This is a genomic window from Streptomyces sp. AN091965 (genome assembly GCF_022698285.1).
Taxonomy (GTDB): domain Bacteria; phylum Actinomycetota; class Actinomycetes; order Streptomycetales; family Streptomycetaceae; genus Streptomyces.
In genome coordinates this window covers 1,338,073-1,353,013 of sequence record NZ_JALDMY010000001.1, presented here as the reverse complement: position 1 = coordinate 1,353,013, position 14,941 = coordinate 1,338,073, and the positions used below count along the sequence as shown (strand labels likewise).

At 72.5% G+C, this 14,941-nt stretch carries 11 protein-coding genes and 1 pseudogene; 5 read left to right on the top strand and 7 right to left on the bottom strand.

What is annotated here, in order from left to right:
• Positions 1-11: 11 nt before the first annotated feature.
• Positions 12-1,343, bottom strand: coding sequence for a M64 family metallopeptidase (locus MQV74_RS05130; protein WP_242714823.1), 1,332 nt, complete (start codon positions 1,341-1,343; stop codon positions 12-14).
• A 234-nt stretch (positions 1,344-1,577) separates the two neighbouring features.
• Here MQV74_RS05130 and MQV74_RS05125 point away from each other — a divergent pair, with 234 nt between their 5' ends.
• The 3 genes from MQV74_RS05125 (at position 1,578) to MQV74_RS05115 (ending at position 4,098) form a co-directional block, all read left to right on the top strand.
• Complete coding sequence (locus MQV74_RS05125; RefSeq protein WP_242714822.1) at positions 1,578-2,969, top strand: helix-turn-helix domain-containing protein; 1,392 nt, start codon at positions 1,578-1,580, stop codon at positions 2,967-2,969.
• A 31-nt stretch (positions 2,970-3,000) separates the two neighbouring features.
• Positions 3,001-3,561, top strand: coding sequence for a GNAT family N-acetyltransferase (locus tag MQV74_RS05120; protein ID WP_242714821.1), 561 nt, complete (start codon positions 3,001-3,003; stop codon positions 3,559-3,561).
• 129 nt (positions 3,562-3,690) lie between these two features.
• The gene (locus tag MQV74_RS05115) at positions 3,691-4,098 is read left to right on the top strand and encodes a hypothetical protein (protein WP_242714820.1); all 408 of its coding nucleotides are present in this window, start codon (positions 3,691-3,693) and stop codon (positions 4,096-4,098) included.
• A 9-nt stretch (positions 4,099-4,107) separates the two neighbouring features.
• Here MQV74_RS05115 and MQV74_RS05110 read toward each other — a convergent pair whose 3' ends face one another.
• From MQV74_RS05110 to MQV74_RS05095, 4 genes are all read right to left on the bottom strand, one after another.
• A complete protein-coding gene (locus tag MQV74_RS05110) occupies positions 4,108-6,057 on the bottom strand; it encodes a pyridoxal phosphate-dependent aminotransferase (RefSeq protein WP_242714819.1) in 1,950 nt (649 codons plus the stop codon).
• Between the two features lie 84 nt (positions 6,058-6,141).
• Positions 6,142-7,089: an NAD-dependent epimerase/dehydratase family protein gene (locus MQV74_RS05105; protein ID WP_242714818.1), complete on the bottom strand. Its 948-nt coding sequence runs from the start codon at positions 7,087-7,089 to the stop codon at positions 6,142-6,144.
• A gap of 49 nt (positions 7,090-7,138) precedes the next feature.
• Positions 7,139-9,964 (bottom strand): alpha/beta fold hydrolase, encoded by a 2,826-nt coding sequence (locus tag MQV74_RS05100; RefSeq protein WP_242714817.1) that lies wholly within the window; start codon positions 9,962-9,964, stop codon positions 7,139-7,141.
• 198 nt (positions 9,965-10,162) lie between these two features.
• Positions 10,163-11,323: an ATP-grasp domain-containing protein gene (locus tag MQV74_RS05095; RefSeq protein WP_242714816.1), complete on the bottom strand. Its 1,161-nt coding sequence runs from the start codon at positions 11,321-11,323 to the stop codon at positions 10,163-10,165.
• 541 nt (positions 11,324-11,864) lie between these two features.
• Between MQV74_RS05095 and MQV74_RS05090 the strand changes: the two genes are divergently transcribed.
• Together MQV74_RS05090 and MQV74_RS41520 are read left to right on the top strand one after the other, a co-directional pair.
• Complete coding sequence (locus MQV74_RS05090; RefSeq protein WP_242714815.1) at positions 11,865-12,872, top strand: cation diffusion facilitator family transporter; 1,008 nt, start codon at positions 11,865-11,867, stop codon at positions 12,870-12,872.
• Between the two features lie 100 nt (positions 12,873-12,972).
• Positions 12,973-13,218: pseudogene (locus tag MQV74_RS41520) on the top strand (bestrophin-like domain); the annotation flags it as partial.
• An 83-nt stretch (positions 13,219-13,301) separates the two neighbouring features.
• Here the strand turns inward: MQV74_RS41520 and MQV74_RS05085 are convergent.
• Together MQV74_RS05085 and MQV74_RS05080 are read right to left on the bottom strand one after the other, a co-directional pair.
• The gene (locus MQV74_RS05085) at positions 13,302-13,691 is read right to left on the bottom strand and encodes a tautomerase family protein (RefSeq protein WP_242714814.1); all 390 of its coding nucleotides are present in this window, start codon (positions 13,689-13,691) and stop codon (positions 13,302-13,304) included.
• A 103-nt stretch (positions 13,692-13,794) separates the two neighbouring features.
• A complete protein-coding gene (locus tag MQV74_RS05080) occupies positions 13,795-14,424 on the bottom strand; it encodes a LysE family transporter (protein ID WP_242728508.1) in 630 nt (209 codons plus the stop codon).
• Positions 14,425-14,941 lie beyond the last annotated feature (517 nt).

The following is a 14,941-nucleotide window of genomic DNA, read 5'->3' as shown; positions in this document are numbered from 1 at the left end:
GAGCCTGCGGCTCAGCGGGTGACGTGCCAGGTCAGCTCGCTCGTCAGGAGCTTGCGCAGGGCGGGGTCACGGACCGCCTTCGTGGTGTCCTTGGCGCGTACGGAGATCGTGTGCGCGCGGCCGTCGGCGGGCACGCCGAGGGAGCGCGGCGTGACGGCCCGCGCGTCGTTGCCCTTCTTGGCCGGGTGGCCGTCGACGTACCACCGCAGGCGGACGCCCTCGCCCGTCTCGACGGTGATGCGCTGCTTGCGGCGCACCTCGCTGCCGGTGGGCGTCGCGCTGGTCGCCACCGAGGCGTGCCGGTGGAAGCCCGCGATCATCGCCTCGCGCCCGGGCAGGTTGAACTGCCGCCCCAGGGTGCGCATGATCGAGTTGTCGGTGGGCCGGTACAGGCCGCGCGGGTAGTAGTTGCCGCCCTCGTACGCGCCGACGGTGCCGCCGTCGGGGGACGCCTGGCCGATCCAGCGGTACCACTTCTTCTTCTGCGCGGTCAGCTGGGCGGCCGTGAGCTTGCTGCTGTTGAGCCACGAGGGCTCGGCGCCGGTGTAGGTGCCGTACTCGTCGTACCAGTACTCGTCCGCGAGCTTGCCCAGGGAGTGGCCGAGCTCGTGCACGACGACCTGCGAGGACTGGGCGTTGTCGGAGGAGCCGGTGGCGATGCCGTCGTAGCCGGAGGGCGAGGTGATGTCGTTGTAGCCCGCGCCGCCGTACTTCGTGGAGTTCGCGAGCACGATCACCACGTCGGGGTCGGCGGCCTTGCGGGCGTACGCCTCGACCTTGTTGGTGTCGACGCACAGCAGGCGCTCGATGTTGTCGCAGTAGAAGGACGAGCCGAGCGCGGTGTCCTTGCGGACGTTGCTCGTCGGGTCGCCCGAGACGCCCGACTGCCGCGAGTGGGCGTCCACCGCCCACACGTTGAAGAGGTTCTTGTACGAGGCGTACGGCTCGACCTTGGAGACCTCCGCCCACTTGGTGCGGACGTCGGCGTGGAAGTCCTCCTGCTGGGCGGCGGTGTAGCCGTCGCCGATGAAGACGACGTCGGCCTTGGTGCCGACGGGGCCGTTCTGCACGATCGGCACGACGTCGCCGTCGGCGCCGCCCGCGATCTCCGATCGCTCCTCGCGCGTGAGCGGCGCGGGCGCGGGCACCTCGGTGTGGCGCGGGTGGCCGTCCTTGCCGAAGTACTCGACGCTCCGGGAGGGTTCGGCCGCGGAGGGCTCCGGGTGGGCGACCGCCCCACCCGTGGCGGAGAGGGTCGCCGCGAGCGTGACGCCCGCCGCGAGGGCGACCCGAAGGCGCCTTCTTCTGGTTCGGGGCGATATGCCTGATGTATCGGTGGTCATGTGGGGGCCTCCTCAAGGCCGCGCATTAAGCGACGAGTTAAGTAGGATTAACGCGCCGCTCAACGTAGGGGGCCGTGACGGAAGAGGCAATGCGTACGTGAAGTTTCACTTGAGGCACATGAGTCGAGGGTGACTTCACGCCACCGGGCAAACCCGTCCGGCCCCTTTCCAACCCCCGCGCCCATCGACTTAGCTCAGGTCACGGACCTACGGAGGATCCACGGAGGGGGAGAGGTGGCGGAAAACAGCCCCGAGGGGGCGCGGCTCGACGACCCGGCCGAGATCGGCCGCCGCGTGCTGCGGCTGCGCACCGAACGGGGGCTCACCCAGCGGCAGCTGGCCGAACCGGCCTACACGCCCGCCTACGTGTCCACCCTGGAGTCCGGCAAGGTACGGCCCTCCGAAGCGGCCCTCAGACACCTCGCGGGACGCCTCGGCGTCGGCTACGAGGAGCTGGCCACCGGGCGGCCCGCCCGCCTGGCCACCGATCTGCGGCTGCGGCTCACCGACGCCCGGCGCGCCCTCGCCACCGGCGCGCCCGAGGACGCCGCCGCCGTCTTCCGCGCCCTGCACGAGGAGGCCGTCGCCCACGCCCTGCCGCCCGAGCAGGCCGCAGCCCTCCAGGGCCTCGGCGACTGCCTCCTGGAGTCCGGCGAGCTGACCGACGCCCGCGACTGCTTCGCCGCCGTGGAGCGCCTCCTCGCCGACGAGCCGCTGCCGCGCCGCGTCCCCGCCATCCGCGGCCGCGCCACCGCGCACCTGCTCACCGGCGAACTGCGCTACGCCTGCTACCTCCTGGAGACCACCCTCGACGAGCTCAACGCCGGGGGCCTGCACGACCCTGACGCGCTGCTGCTCCTGTACACGGCGTCCATCGCGCCGTACATGGACATGGGCGCGCACGCCCGCGCCGCCCACGCCGCCGAGCTGGCCCTCGCCCTCGCCCCGAGCGTCAGCGACCCCGCGCTCGTCGCCCACATGCACCGCGGCGTCGCCCGTACGCTCATCGCCGAGGGCCGCACCGCCGAGGCCGACGCGTCCCTCGCCAAGGCGCAGGAGCTCTACCGCCAGCTGCACATCCGCACCGAACTCGCCCACTGCCACTGGATGCGCGGCTACGTCCACGCCCAGGACGGCGATCTCGACCGCGCCGAGAGCGAGTTGCGCACGGCCCGCGACATGCTCGCCTCCAAACGGGCCGCGCTCTTCACCGAGCAGGTCGAGGTCGAGCTCGCCGACGTGCTGCGGCGGCGCGGCCGGGCGGACGAGGCGGAGGCGCTGCTGAGGCCGCTGCTCGTCTCCGGCGCGGACGGCGCCGACACCGGGCCGCTGGGCGCCGAGCGCGGCGCCGTGCACGCGGGCGGCGCGCACCGCCTGCTCGGGCTGATCGCCGAGGAGCGCGGCGACACCGAGTCCGCCGAGGAGCACTACTGCGCGGCCCTGTCCCTCCTGGAACGCTCCAGCGCGGCCGGTGACCTGGCCGATCTGTGCCGGCTGCTCGGCGACCTGCTGCGGCGCACCGGGCGCGTCGAGGCCGCCCTCGACGCCTACCGCACCGGTCTCGGCCACCGCGCCGCCCCCGGGACGACCACCCTGGGCCCGGCCCCGGCGACACCGCCCCTGTGAACCACGATCTTGCCTCTGCTTCGATGGGCCCATGACATCCGATGGGGGCACGACAGCGGAACGACCCACAGCACCGGACGAGGCCCCGGAGCGCCCGGTGCTCGACTGGCCGACGACGCTCGCGACCGAGCGCCTGACCCTGCGCCCGGTCGCGGAGCCGGACGTGCCGCACGCCGTCCGGCTGTGGACGGACCCACAGGTCCGGCGGCACCTCGGCGGGCCCGTGATCGCCGACGTCGTCCGCGCCCGCGAGCAGCACTGCGTGGGCGTGCCCGGGGCGTTCGCCGTCGAGCGGCACGACGGCGCCGTGCTCGGCCTGGTCGTGGCCGAGCCCGACGGCCACGACGGCCGCACCGAGGTCTCCTACCAGCTCCTGCCCGAGCACTGGGGCCAGGGCTACGCCCGCGAGGCGGTCCACGCGGTCGTCGGCTGGGCCCGGCAGGCGATGCGCTCCGCCGTCCCCGGCGTGGTCGCCGTCACCCAGCGCGCCAACACCCGCTCCCGGCACCTCCTGGACAGCCTGGGCGCCACCCCCGCCGACCACTTCGTGGCCTGGGGCGAGCCCCAGGTCCTGTATGTGTTCCCCGACTGATTCTTGTCGCCGCAATTCCGCCGGGGATAGCCTGGGCCGGACCGTCTGCCGCCCGTTCAGGGATACCGACGCACGCCCGAAACCGAAAGGGTCCGGTTCATGGGTCAAGGAAATCCCGCCGTTCCCCCCTTGGTCAGCACCGTGGTGGCCGAGGCGTTCGACCGCTGGAGTCCGCCGCTGCACGCCGACTTCGAGAAGAACGCCCACAACGGCCGCGTCGGCTCCTCGCTCCTGGCCGAGACGGAATCCGTACGGATCTGGGAGACCCGCCTCGGTCCCGGCGAGCGGATCCCCGTCCACCGGCACGTCCTCGACTACGTCTGGATAGCCCTCACCAGCGGTCGGGCCCGTCAGCACCTGGGCGACGGGTCCAGCCGCGAGATCGCGTACGCACGCGGTCACACCCAGCGTTTCCGCGTTGCCGAAGGCGCGTTCCACCTCCACGACATGAGGAATATCGGCGAGGAATCCCTGGCCTTCCTGGTGATAGAGGAAAAGGGCGGGCCCAACGAACCCCTGGAACTCGCCGAGTCGTAGCAGACTTCTTCACAGAGCGGCGGTGAGCGCGGCGAGCAGTGAATGGTTGGCGCGTCGTTCACCGATGGAGACGCGGCAGGTATCGGGAATGACGCGCCCGGTGTCCGCGACGAGAATTCCCGCGTCGCGCAGCCGGTCCATGACCCGCTCGTGCTTGTGCAGCCGGACCAGCAGGAAATTGGTCTCCGAGGGGAAGACGCGCTCCACCGCGGGATGGCCGGCCAGGACGGCCGCCATCCACTCCCGCTCGGCGCGGACGCGCCGGACGCTGTGGAGCACGCGCGCCGCGTCGGTCAGCCGGTCCCGCACCGCCCGCTGCGACGCGTCGGTGAACCCGAAGGGCACCTGCACCCGCCGCAACGCGTCGACGACGCCCGGCCGGGCCAGGACGACACCGCAGCGCGCGCCGGCGAGACCCCACGCCTTCGACAGCGTCCTGAGCACGACGAGGTTGTCGTAGCGCGCGACGAGTCCCGCGTACGACGGCTTCTCACTGAACTCGACGTACGCCTCGTCGATCACCACGAGCCCTCGGCAGCCCGCCACCAGGGCGTGCACCCGCGCCGCGTCGAGCCTGGTCCCGACCGGGTTGTTCGGATCGCAGAGGAGGGTCACCCGCGGCTCGGCCGCCAGGATCCGCTCGACGTCCAGCTCGTCCAGGTCCCCGCCGCGCAGCGGCACGTCGACGACCGGCAGCCGCAGCACGCGCGCGAAGTGGTCGTAGAGCGGGAACGTCGGCGACGTGACGCAGACGCGCTCGCCGGGCGAGGCGAGCGCGGACAGGAGCAGCAGGGCGCCGTCGACCGCCCCGCTGCTGAACAGCACGTGGTCCGCGGTGAGCGCGCCGACCCCCGCGTGGCCGGGCAGCCGTGCCACCGTCGACAGATACGTCCGGGCCAGCTCCGCCGTGTCGAGCTCGGGGTAGAGGCTCGCGGCCCCCAGGAACGGATTGGTGTTGCTCGACAGGTCGACCACGTCGAACCGCGGCTGACGCCGGAACCGGGCCGGGCCCGGCACCGGCACCGCGGCGACCTGCGGCGCCGCGAAGGCCGAAAGGACCGCTTCGCCCGCGTCCGCGTCCGCCTCGGCGGGGGCGAGGCCGGGGGCCCGCAGCCAGTGGTCGACGGGCACGAACAGATCGGCCCCGAGACCGCGCATGCGCCCGGCGTCGCCCCGGCCGAGGTGCACCCAGGCCAGACCGGACCGCTGGGCATCGAGGTACACCCCGTACAGGCCCGCCTCCTGGAGGTCGCGGGCCGCACCGGGGCCGTCGTCGTGCGTGGCCAGGGCCAGGCAGTAGACGCCCCGGCCGTTGTGGGACCGCGTCAGGAGACCGGCTTGGACGACGGTGCTCCCGCGGCGGGCCACGAGCATCTCGGTGCGCTCCGCCAACGGGCCGCGGGCCAGCGCGTCGAGGGCATCGGCCGTGTACAGACCGGTGTCCTCGTGCAGCGCCACGAAGGCCTCGCGCACCCCGGCACGCCCGCCGAGCCCCCGCAGCGGCACCCGCTCCCAGCGGACCTCGCGGGCCGCTTCGGCGCGGCGGCGGCGCAGCTCGCCGAGCCGGTCGGCGCCGACGCGGGTCCGCAGCGCCTCGTCCACGTCCCCGGCGACGCGGAAGACGCACTCGGGGTCCACGGCGACGGGGACGAAACCGGCCCGCCGCAGCGCGCTCGTGTCGTCGCTGCGGCGCACCTGGGGCACGAGGACCTGGGGCACGCCCAGCGCCTTCGCCCGCCCGAGCAGCTCGTCGAGCGCGGGGCGCGCGGGCACCGGTCCCGTGGGGGCGTACGGCGCCCCGCCGCTGACCAGGGTGGGACGCTCCACGACCGCCGGGTCCAGGGTGGCGAACGCGGCGGTGTCCTGGGCGAGGTGCCCCAGTGAACACACGGGCTCGCGGGAGCCGAGGGCGGCGCACAGCACGTCCTGAAGCGCGTCGATGTCTGCGGTCCTGCGCACGCTAGGCACTCCTCTTCGTCACATGGGGCACGTCCTTCTCCCGCTCGGCCGGGCGTCCCGGCGGCCGGGACGCCCCGGCCCTCCTCACCGGGCCGCGCCCGTGCCGACGTACGCGTCGACGCGGTCGCGGTACTCCCCGAACAGCTCGGCCAGGGTGCGCGCGATGCCCGCCTTCCAGCCGACCGCGCAGTCGCCGATGAGACTGCGGCGCAGGGTGTGGTCGAAGACCGCCGTGCCCCGGCTGCGGTCACCGCGGTCCAGCGTGACCGGCACACCGGTCAGCGCGGACATGTACTCCAGGAGGTCGGTCATGCCGACCTCCTCGTCGCCGCCCCAGTTGACGACCCGCGCGCGTGTCCGCGCCGTCTCCCACAGGAGCGGGACCTGGCGCACGACGTCGTCGGTGTGCACCGGGTTGCAGTAGTTCTGCCCCTCGCGCGGCACCGCGCACGGCAGGCCCCGCAGCATCTCCCGGAACATGATCATGGGTACGCCGCCGTGCCCGTACGGGCCGTAGGCGATGTTGAGCCGGGCGATGACCGTGGGCAGCGCGAGCGCCTCGGCCAGGCCCCGCACCACGCCTTCGGTGGCGAGCTTGGCGACGGGGTACGTCGGCAGCCACGGCGCGCCCACGCCGAGGGGGTCGTCCTCCCGGTAGCGGTGGGCGGGGTCGGCGCGGTCGTAGACCACTCCGGACGACACGTACAGGAACGCCTCCGCGGCGGCGCAGTGCGTCATCAGGCGCGCGGTGCCGACGGAGTTGACGCGCACCGCCGCGTCGAAGTCGCCGCTCTCGCCGCGGTGCACCGCCGAGTGCAGGACGTGGGTGAAGTCGCGCGGCAGGCCGTCCAGGTCGCCGGAGTCCATGTCCCAGGTGAAGGTGCGGGCGCCCCGCTCCTGAAGTGCCGTGCGGGCGGCCCGGTCGCCGAAGCGGCCCAGGCACCACACCTCGTTGTCGGGGGCGAGCGCCTCGGCGACCGGCCGGGCGACCTGCCCGGTCCCGCCGGTGATGAGGATCTTCTTGCCTCGCATGCTCAGTGGCTCCTGCTCGTGTCGGCGGTGGCGGGGGGCGGGGCCGGGCTCATCGGCCGAGCGCGCGGGTCAGTTCCCGCCGCAAGGTCGCCTGGAAGGTCCGCACGTGCTGCGGGCCCATCAGGGTGTAGTGCTCCCCGGCGACCTCGACGTACCGGTTGGGGCCGCGGGTGAACGCGTCCCAGTGGCGCAGCTGGTCGTCGAGCCACTCCTGTGTGGTGCCGCGCAGCGGCGTGCAGTAGAAGACCCGCACCTGTCCGACCGACCCCGTCGGTTCGTACGTGCGGCCGAGGTGCACCATGCTCTGGGCGAGGCGCACCCACGCCGTGAACCGCTCGACGGTGAGGTCGAGTTCGGTGAGGCGGTGCCGGGGCGCGTGCGCGACGAGGTAGGCGAGCTGGTCGGCCTCGGGCAGGGGGCGGAGGGTGGCGGTGAGCCGCTCCACGTCGGCGGCGCCGATCAGTTCCAAAAAGAGCGCCAGGTTGATCGCCCCGTCGGTGAAGGTGATCTCGTTCATGCGGCCGCAGATGTGCGGCGGCAGGTTGAAGACGCCCACGAAGCCGACCTCGTCGCCCTCGTCCTCAAGGCGCTTGGCGATCTCGAAGGCGACCGCGCCGCCGTAGGAGTAGCCCGCGACGGCGTACGGTCCGTGCGGCTGAGCCCGCCGGATCGCCGCCACGTAGGTGGAGACCATCTCGGCGAACGACGCGAAGTGGGTCTCGCCCTGCCCGAACCCACGCGCCCGCAGCGCGTAGAAGGGCCGCTCGCCGGTGAAGTACTTGGCGAGGTTGACGAACACCAGGACCTCGCCGAGGCCGGGGTGCACACAGAACAGCGGGGTGCCGTCCCCGGTCACCTGGAGCGGCACCAGCGGGTCGTAGGCCGCGTCGCCGCCGCCCCGTCCGGCGGCCAGGCGCGCGGCGAGGGCCCGTACCGTCGGGGCCTGGAGGAGCGTCGCCATCGGTACGTCGTCGATGCCGAACGCGGTCTGGATCTCCAGCTTGAGCCGCAGCACGTCGAGGGAGGTGCCGCCCAGGTCGAAGAAGCTTGCGGTCGCGGACACCTCGCGGGTGTGCAGGACGCGGGCGTACAGGGCGGCGAGCGTCGACTCGGCCTCTCCCCGCGGGGCCGCGTGGGCGCCGAGGAACCGGGCGCTGACCTCCTCGGCCCGGCGGGCCGCGCCGTCCAGGTCCCCGGCCTCGACGGCCGCGCGCAGCCGTGCGCGCTGGACCTTGCCGAGGTTGCCGCGCGGGATGTCGGCCGCGGTGACGGGGAGGACCAGCTGGGGGCGGAACCCCCAGTGCAGCACCGTGGAGCTGCGGATCGCCACGATCGCCCGGTACAGGGCCGCGTCGGCTGCCTCGTCGTCGGGGGCGCCGGCCGGTACGAACGCGAGGGCGAGCTGCTCGGAGTCCGCCCCCTCGGGCCGCACCGGGAAGGCGGCGACCTGGCCGCGCCGCACCTCGCCGAGCTCGTCCAGGACCGCTTCGAGGTCGTGGCTGTAGTAGTTGACGCCGTTGACGATGATGGAGTCCTTGGCGCGGCCGACCAGCGTCAGCCGTCCCTCGGCGTCGAGGTGCCCCAGGTCGCCGGTGCGGAACCAGCCGTCGGAGGTGAACGCCCGCGCGGTGGCCTGCTCGTCGCCGAAGTAGCCCGGGGTGACCATGGTGCCGCGCAACTGCACCTCGCCGGGCACGCCGGGCTTGTGGGCCACGGCCCGCCCGGCGGCGGCCTCGTCGTCAGGGGCATCTTCAGGGGTGGCTTCTCCGGCGGTGGTGGCCAGCACCGTGCCGCCGCCGTCCACGATCCGTATGCGCAGCCCCCGTACCGGACGCCCGAGCGGCGGGAACTCCGGCTCCCCCTCGCGGGCGGCGAAGTCACGGTTGAACACGCTGCCCGCGCAGGTCTCGGTCATGCCGAACGCGGGCACGACGGCGTCCTCGCGCAGCCCGTGGCGGGCAAGCGTGTCCAGGAAGGTCCGCACGGTGGCGGTCACCGTCGCCTCGCCGCCGGAAATGATGTGCCGTACCTGCGACAGGTCGATGTCCCGCCGCTCGGCGGGTCCCTGTGCGAGGGCCTGATTGATCTGCCCGAACAGGAAGTTGGGGGTGAAGGCCACGCGCACCCGGTGTGCCGTGAGCAGCCTGAGGAACTCCACCGGGTCGGCGAGGACCGTCTCCGGTGTCGCGATGACCTGCTCCGCGCCCTGGGACATCGGCAGCAGGTGCGCCTCGACCGCGGCGATGTGGTCGGCCGAGATCCAGTTCATCATCGTGTCGTCGGGCCCGAGGCCGAGCGCCCCGGCCTTGCCCGCCACCGCCGCGAGGAGATTGGCGTGGGTGAGCTCGACCGCCTTGCTCACCCCGGTGGACCCGGAGGTGAGCATCAGCAGGGCGAGGTCGTCGGGGGCAGGGTCGGGGGAGTGTGCCCGGTCGTCCTCGGGGGAGGCCTGGCTCAGCTCCTCCACGGTGACGGTCCGCAGTCCGGTCTCGGGCAGGTCCCCGTGGGCGGCCTTGGGCACGAGGAACAGCGGGTCGCCCAGGAGCGCGCGCAGCTGCGCGAGGTGAGCGTGCCGGCGTGCGGGGTCGGCGGGCGGCGCGACCGGACACGGCACGACACCGCTGAGCACACACCCCCAGAAGGCACGGACGAAGCTCTCCGGGTCCTGGGCGGCGATCAGGGCCCGGTCGCCCGGAGCGGCGCCGAGGCCGCGCAGCGCCCGCGCGATCCGGCGGCCGGACTCCCACAGTTCGGCGTAGGAGAGGAAGGAGCCGCCGACGAAGGTGACACCACGAGTCGTGTCATGAGCCGCACGCTCGAGCACATGAGCAACAGTCGCATACGAAGCAGTCACAGAAGAACGTTGATCCAGCATCGGAACGAACCTCCAGCCAAAAACAGCGCGGAAGAGCCGTGAGCGCATGCGGTGAGAAGGAATGAGAGGGAGGTGAAGGAAGGAGAAGGAAATGGGGAAGGGCGTAGCCGTGACTGCCCCGCACGGGTGACGTGGCCGGGGTGTGCTGGGCTTTGCGCAGAAGCGCCGGTGAAGCCGAGACCGCGGAGCGGGACGGTGTCAGGCGCCCTCGTTGAAGTGGACGATTTCCTCGATCGTCTGCCGCAGTTTCAGCTCGTCGTGGTCGGACACGATCGCATGGCCCACTTTGCCGTACGGTCCGAGCGGCGTATCGGGCGCGGAAGAGTACTCGATCTCGTCGAAGAGGAAGCTCCGCTCGAAGTCCTCGCGGGTGAGTCTTCCGCGCTTCGCGCGGCGCAGCAGCAGATAGCCGTGAAAGCGGTCCGGCGTACGGTCGTCGAGGGTCTGTGTGACTCCCTCCCCGAGCGCGAGGCTGATCTCGACGTCGAAGAGGTCGACGCCGTAGGTCAAGTGGTTGATCTGCGGGGAGAGCGCCCCCGGGAGGCGGATGGCGCACTCGCCGAACGTCAGCCCCGACTCCTGGACGAACGCCTCCAGATGGAACACGCAGGACGGCGCGTCGAGGTGGGTGAGCACCTGGCGGGCGAGCGTCTCCGCCTGGGAGAACAGCGTTTCGTGCCGTCTTCTGTCCAGGAGGTGCGCGGCCAGGACGCCGCCTTGCGCGGCGCGCAGCGGCGAGTCGTGATAGCGCGTCATCGACGACCACCGAAGGTCGCCGTTCTCCCAGATGCCGTCGACGTAGACTTCCGGCGCCGCGATGAATGATTCGGCGACGACGGCGACGTCCGAGTCACCGGGAAACGGTTCCAGAGCGCGTGCGTACTCTTCGGGAGAGCGGACCACGCTGGTGCGCAGGGACCCGGCTCCGGTCGCGGGTTTGACGACGAAGGTGTCGCCCAGATCGTCGACGAGATCCGCGAACGTGGTGTCCGGGGTGGCGTATCGACAGCGCGCCCGCGCGATGCCCGCGGGAAGTCCGGTCTTCTGCAAGTACTTGTCCCGGAAGTAGGGGACGGTCCTGGAGTCCGTGTTTCCCGGAAGGTTCAACTGCTGCCGCAGGAAAGTGGCTCCGAACACGCCCATTTCATGGACGGTGAGCACTCCCGCGGCGTCGCGGATGCGCGCGGAGAGCACCGCCCGCAGGATTTCCTGAGCGTTCTCGATGTCGGTGACACGTGTGAAGTCGACGCCGCGGAGCGAACGCGTCGGCTGTTGCACGATGTAGAAGGGATCGAGGCCTCGGCGCCGCAGCACCCGATCGAGGTCGTCCCGATACCCGATGGCGATGATGGTCGGCATTCTCGTCCCCCGTATGACGGCCAGCCGAACGTTCAAGAAGTCATCAGTGGATTCACCACTGATTCAGTGGTCGATTTCCTGAGTGGTCGAGCAACACGGTGGCATCGTGGCACACGGGATCCCGCCGTGTGGATACGCGGAACAAGATCCTTTAACCATTCGGCGTGGCGTGGGTCACAAGTTGAGGGGCGCGATGGGGGGAAGTAGGGCATGCGGCGCCACTTTCTCCCCTTCAGGTTTTTTGAGGCTACTTGCCCCACTTCCTCTCCAGCTGGAGCGGACGGTCGACGCGAAGTCCAGACGGCACGCCGGGGAAGGGCGGGTGGCGAAGGGGTGGAGGGCCGGTCCGCACGCGCCCGTCCTCGCGGTCAAACGCACTGAATTGAGCCGCCTCCAGCCCGCAATTCCAGACATCGGGCGCCAAGAAGCAGGGTGCGAACCGGAATTGAAAACGGTCACCGATGCAGCCTTTGCAGTGGTGGCGGAATTGCGCTTGACTCCCCTGCGGCAGGCATCGTCGGCGCACGTGGGGGGAAACTCCGTGGGGCACGCTCATACGCATCAGCACGGACACGACCACGACGGTGGAGGTCATGCCGGGCACAGTCACGGCGTCTCCGCCGACGCCGACCGGCGATGGCTTTCGCTCGCACTCGTATTGATTGGCGTTTTCATTGCCGTCGAGACGGTCATCGCTTTCATGGCCGGTTCCCTCGCGCTGATATCCGACGCCGTCCACATGCTCACGGACGCCTTCTCCATCGTGCTCGCGCTCGTCGCGATGCGGCTCGCCGCGCGGCCCGCCAAGGGCACCTACACCTTCGGCCTGAAGCGGGCGGAGATACTCTCCGCCCAGGCCAACGGGCTCACGCTGCTGCTCGCCGCCGCCTGGCTCGGCTTCGAGGCCCTGCAGCGGCTGCTGCACCCGCCGGAGGTCACCGGCTGGATGGTGCTCGCCACCGCGCTCTCCGGCGTGGCCGTCAACCTCGCCGCGACCTGGTGCCTGTCCAAGGCCAACCGCTCCTCGCTGAACGTCGAGGGTGCCTACCAGCACATCCTCAACGACCTGTACGCCTTCATCGGCACCGCCGTCGCGGGCGTCATCGTCATGACCACGGGCTTCGCCCGCGCCGACACCATCGCCACGCTCTTCGTCGTGGCCCTCATGGTCAAGGCGGGCTGCGGGCTGCTCCGCGACTCCGGCCGCATCCTCCTGGAGGCGGCGCCCGCGGGCCTCGACCCGGACGCGATCGGGCACGAACTCGCCGGGATGCCCTCCGTGGCCGAGGTCCACGACCTGCACATCTGGACCATCACGTCCGGCGAACCCGCCCTGTCGGCCCACGTCCTCGTGCACCCCGGCGGCGACTGCCACGCCGTGCGGCGCGAGCTGGACAAGCGCCTCGCCGACACGTACGGCCTCACGCACACCACGCTCCAGATCGACCACGAGGAACCGGTTGCCGCCACGGCGCCGCCCGCCTCCACCGCCCCGCACTGCCTGAGCGGCCACGGCCCGACGCACCGGGGCGCCGGCCGCGTCCACTGACCGGCACCACCCCGGGACGGGCCCGCCCCGCGCGCTCCGTCCCCGTACGGGTGGTGCCGGGACGGTCGTCTCCACCGAGGCGTCCGACCTGGAGCAGGCCGTGCGGAACGTACGGGCCTTCCCGCCCGCCGAACGCGGTCGGATGGAGGCCGCCGTCAGCGTGTACGTCCACGCGGTGGTGGAGCGGCAGTGGCCGCTCATGCGCGCCGGGAAGGCCGAGCACTCCGTCACCCAGCGCCGGATCGACGGGATCCACGCCGTCCTCCAGGCGTACGAGCCGGACGACGGGCCGCAGCGGGCCTTCTGCCGCGAGTCCATCACGCACCTCGACGACGTGGTGGCCCAGCGCCGGGCCCGGCTCACCCAGTCCCACCAGGAACTGCCCCTGCTGCTCCAGGTTCTGGTGAGGCGGGGTGCCCCGGGGCGGGGCTACCCGGCCGGGGCGTACTGGGCCTCGCCGTGGCCGAGCGACCAGTCGGCCGAGGCGTTCTCCAGCACGGTGACGAACACGTTCCGCGGTTCGGTGCCCGCGTACTCCTCGGCGAGTTCGGCGATCCGCCGGTACAGGGCGCGCTTCTGGTCGGGCGTCCGTCCGGCCCGCATGGTGATCACGACGTAGACGATCCCGTCGTCGCGGCGCACGCCCAGATAGGTGCCGTGCCGCAGCGTGCTGCTGGTGCCGTCGTGACCGGTGAGGATCTGGAAGTGGTCGTCGGGCGGAATGCCGATCGTCTCCACCAGCGCGTCGTGGACGGCCCGTCCGAGCGCGTCGAGGCGCGCCCCGTCGGCGCGCAGGGCGTCTATGCGGACGAGGGGCATGGCGGGACTCCTTCTGGAGGTGCGGTGCGCCCGGGGCGGGGCCGGATGTGTGTACATACTAGTAGGTACACACATCCGGCCCCGCCCGGCCATGGAGCAGGACTCACCCCGCCACCAGCAGATGCACCGCCAAGGCCGTGATCGCCGCGCTGGAGGTCAGCGCCGTGACGAGGCGTCCCCGGCGGCCCGTCAGGGCGCGGCCCAGGAGCGCCCCGCCCCCGGCGAGCAGCAGTTGCCAGCTGGCGGAGGCCGCGAAGGCGGCGAGGGTGAACACGGCCTGCCCGAGGCGGTCCGTGTCCGCGCCGGACCCGCTGCCCACCACGAGCGCCGCGAAGTACACGACGGTGGTGGGGTTGAGCAGGGTGATGCCGAGGAAGGTGGTGTACGCGCGGGCCGGGCTCGGCGGGCCGCCGACGCGGGGCGCGGCCGCCTGCGGGGCGCGGTGCTGCCGGACGGCCGCCGTGGCCGCGCGGATCGCGAGGACGACGAGGACGCAGGCGGAGACCCAGCGCAGCGGGCCCATCACCGGTGCGACGACCTGGGCCGCGGCGGCCCCCGCGACGGTGGCGACCAGGGCGTACAGCCCGTCCGCTGTCGCCACCCCGAGGGCGGCGCACGCCCCCACCCGCCACGAGGTCCGGGCGGTGAGCCCCACCAGATACGTCGCGACCGCCCCCACCGGCATGGCGATGCCATACCCGGCGACGAGCCCCGCGACCAGGTGCCCGCTCACCGGAGCGGCGGCGCGGGCCTCCACGGACAGCCGGGCTGCTGCTGGCCACGCGCCGAACGGTCGGCGGTGGCGAGCGGCAGCGGGGTGGCTGTGGATGCGAAGAACATGCGCCGAGCTTGCGGCCCCGGCGGGGGGCCGGGCAACCGGTTTTCGCCTCCGCCGTCCGGCCGCTCGGCAGGCCGGACGCGAGGGCCTGTTGGCCGAGCGCACACCTCGAGGGCGGAATTCCTGGACGGTCGCCGCATGCCTCCGGCCGGGCCCGACGCCGGGCGTACCCGGTCGTGCCGCGAGAGGCCGCGGGAAAGCCGTCACGGCGGAAGAGCCGGGGACCGGCCGCGGCCGACCGCGAGCAGCGGCGCTCCGGGCCTGGGCGGGAGCGGGGTGTGCGCCTCGTGGCCTGAACGGTGCGCGGGGCCTTGACATCGGCCCCCGCCGCCGCGACGCTCCAACTCGCTCGTGTTAACGCTAACACCGGGCCGGGGCACGCCCCGGGCGCACCCGGTGCCGCTCGGTACAC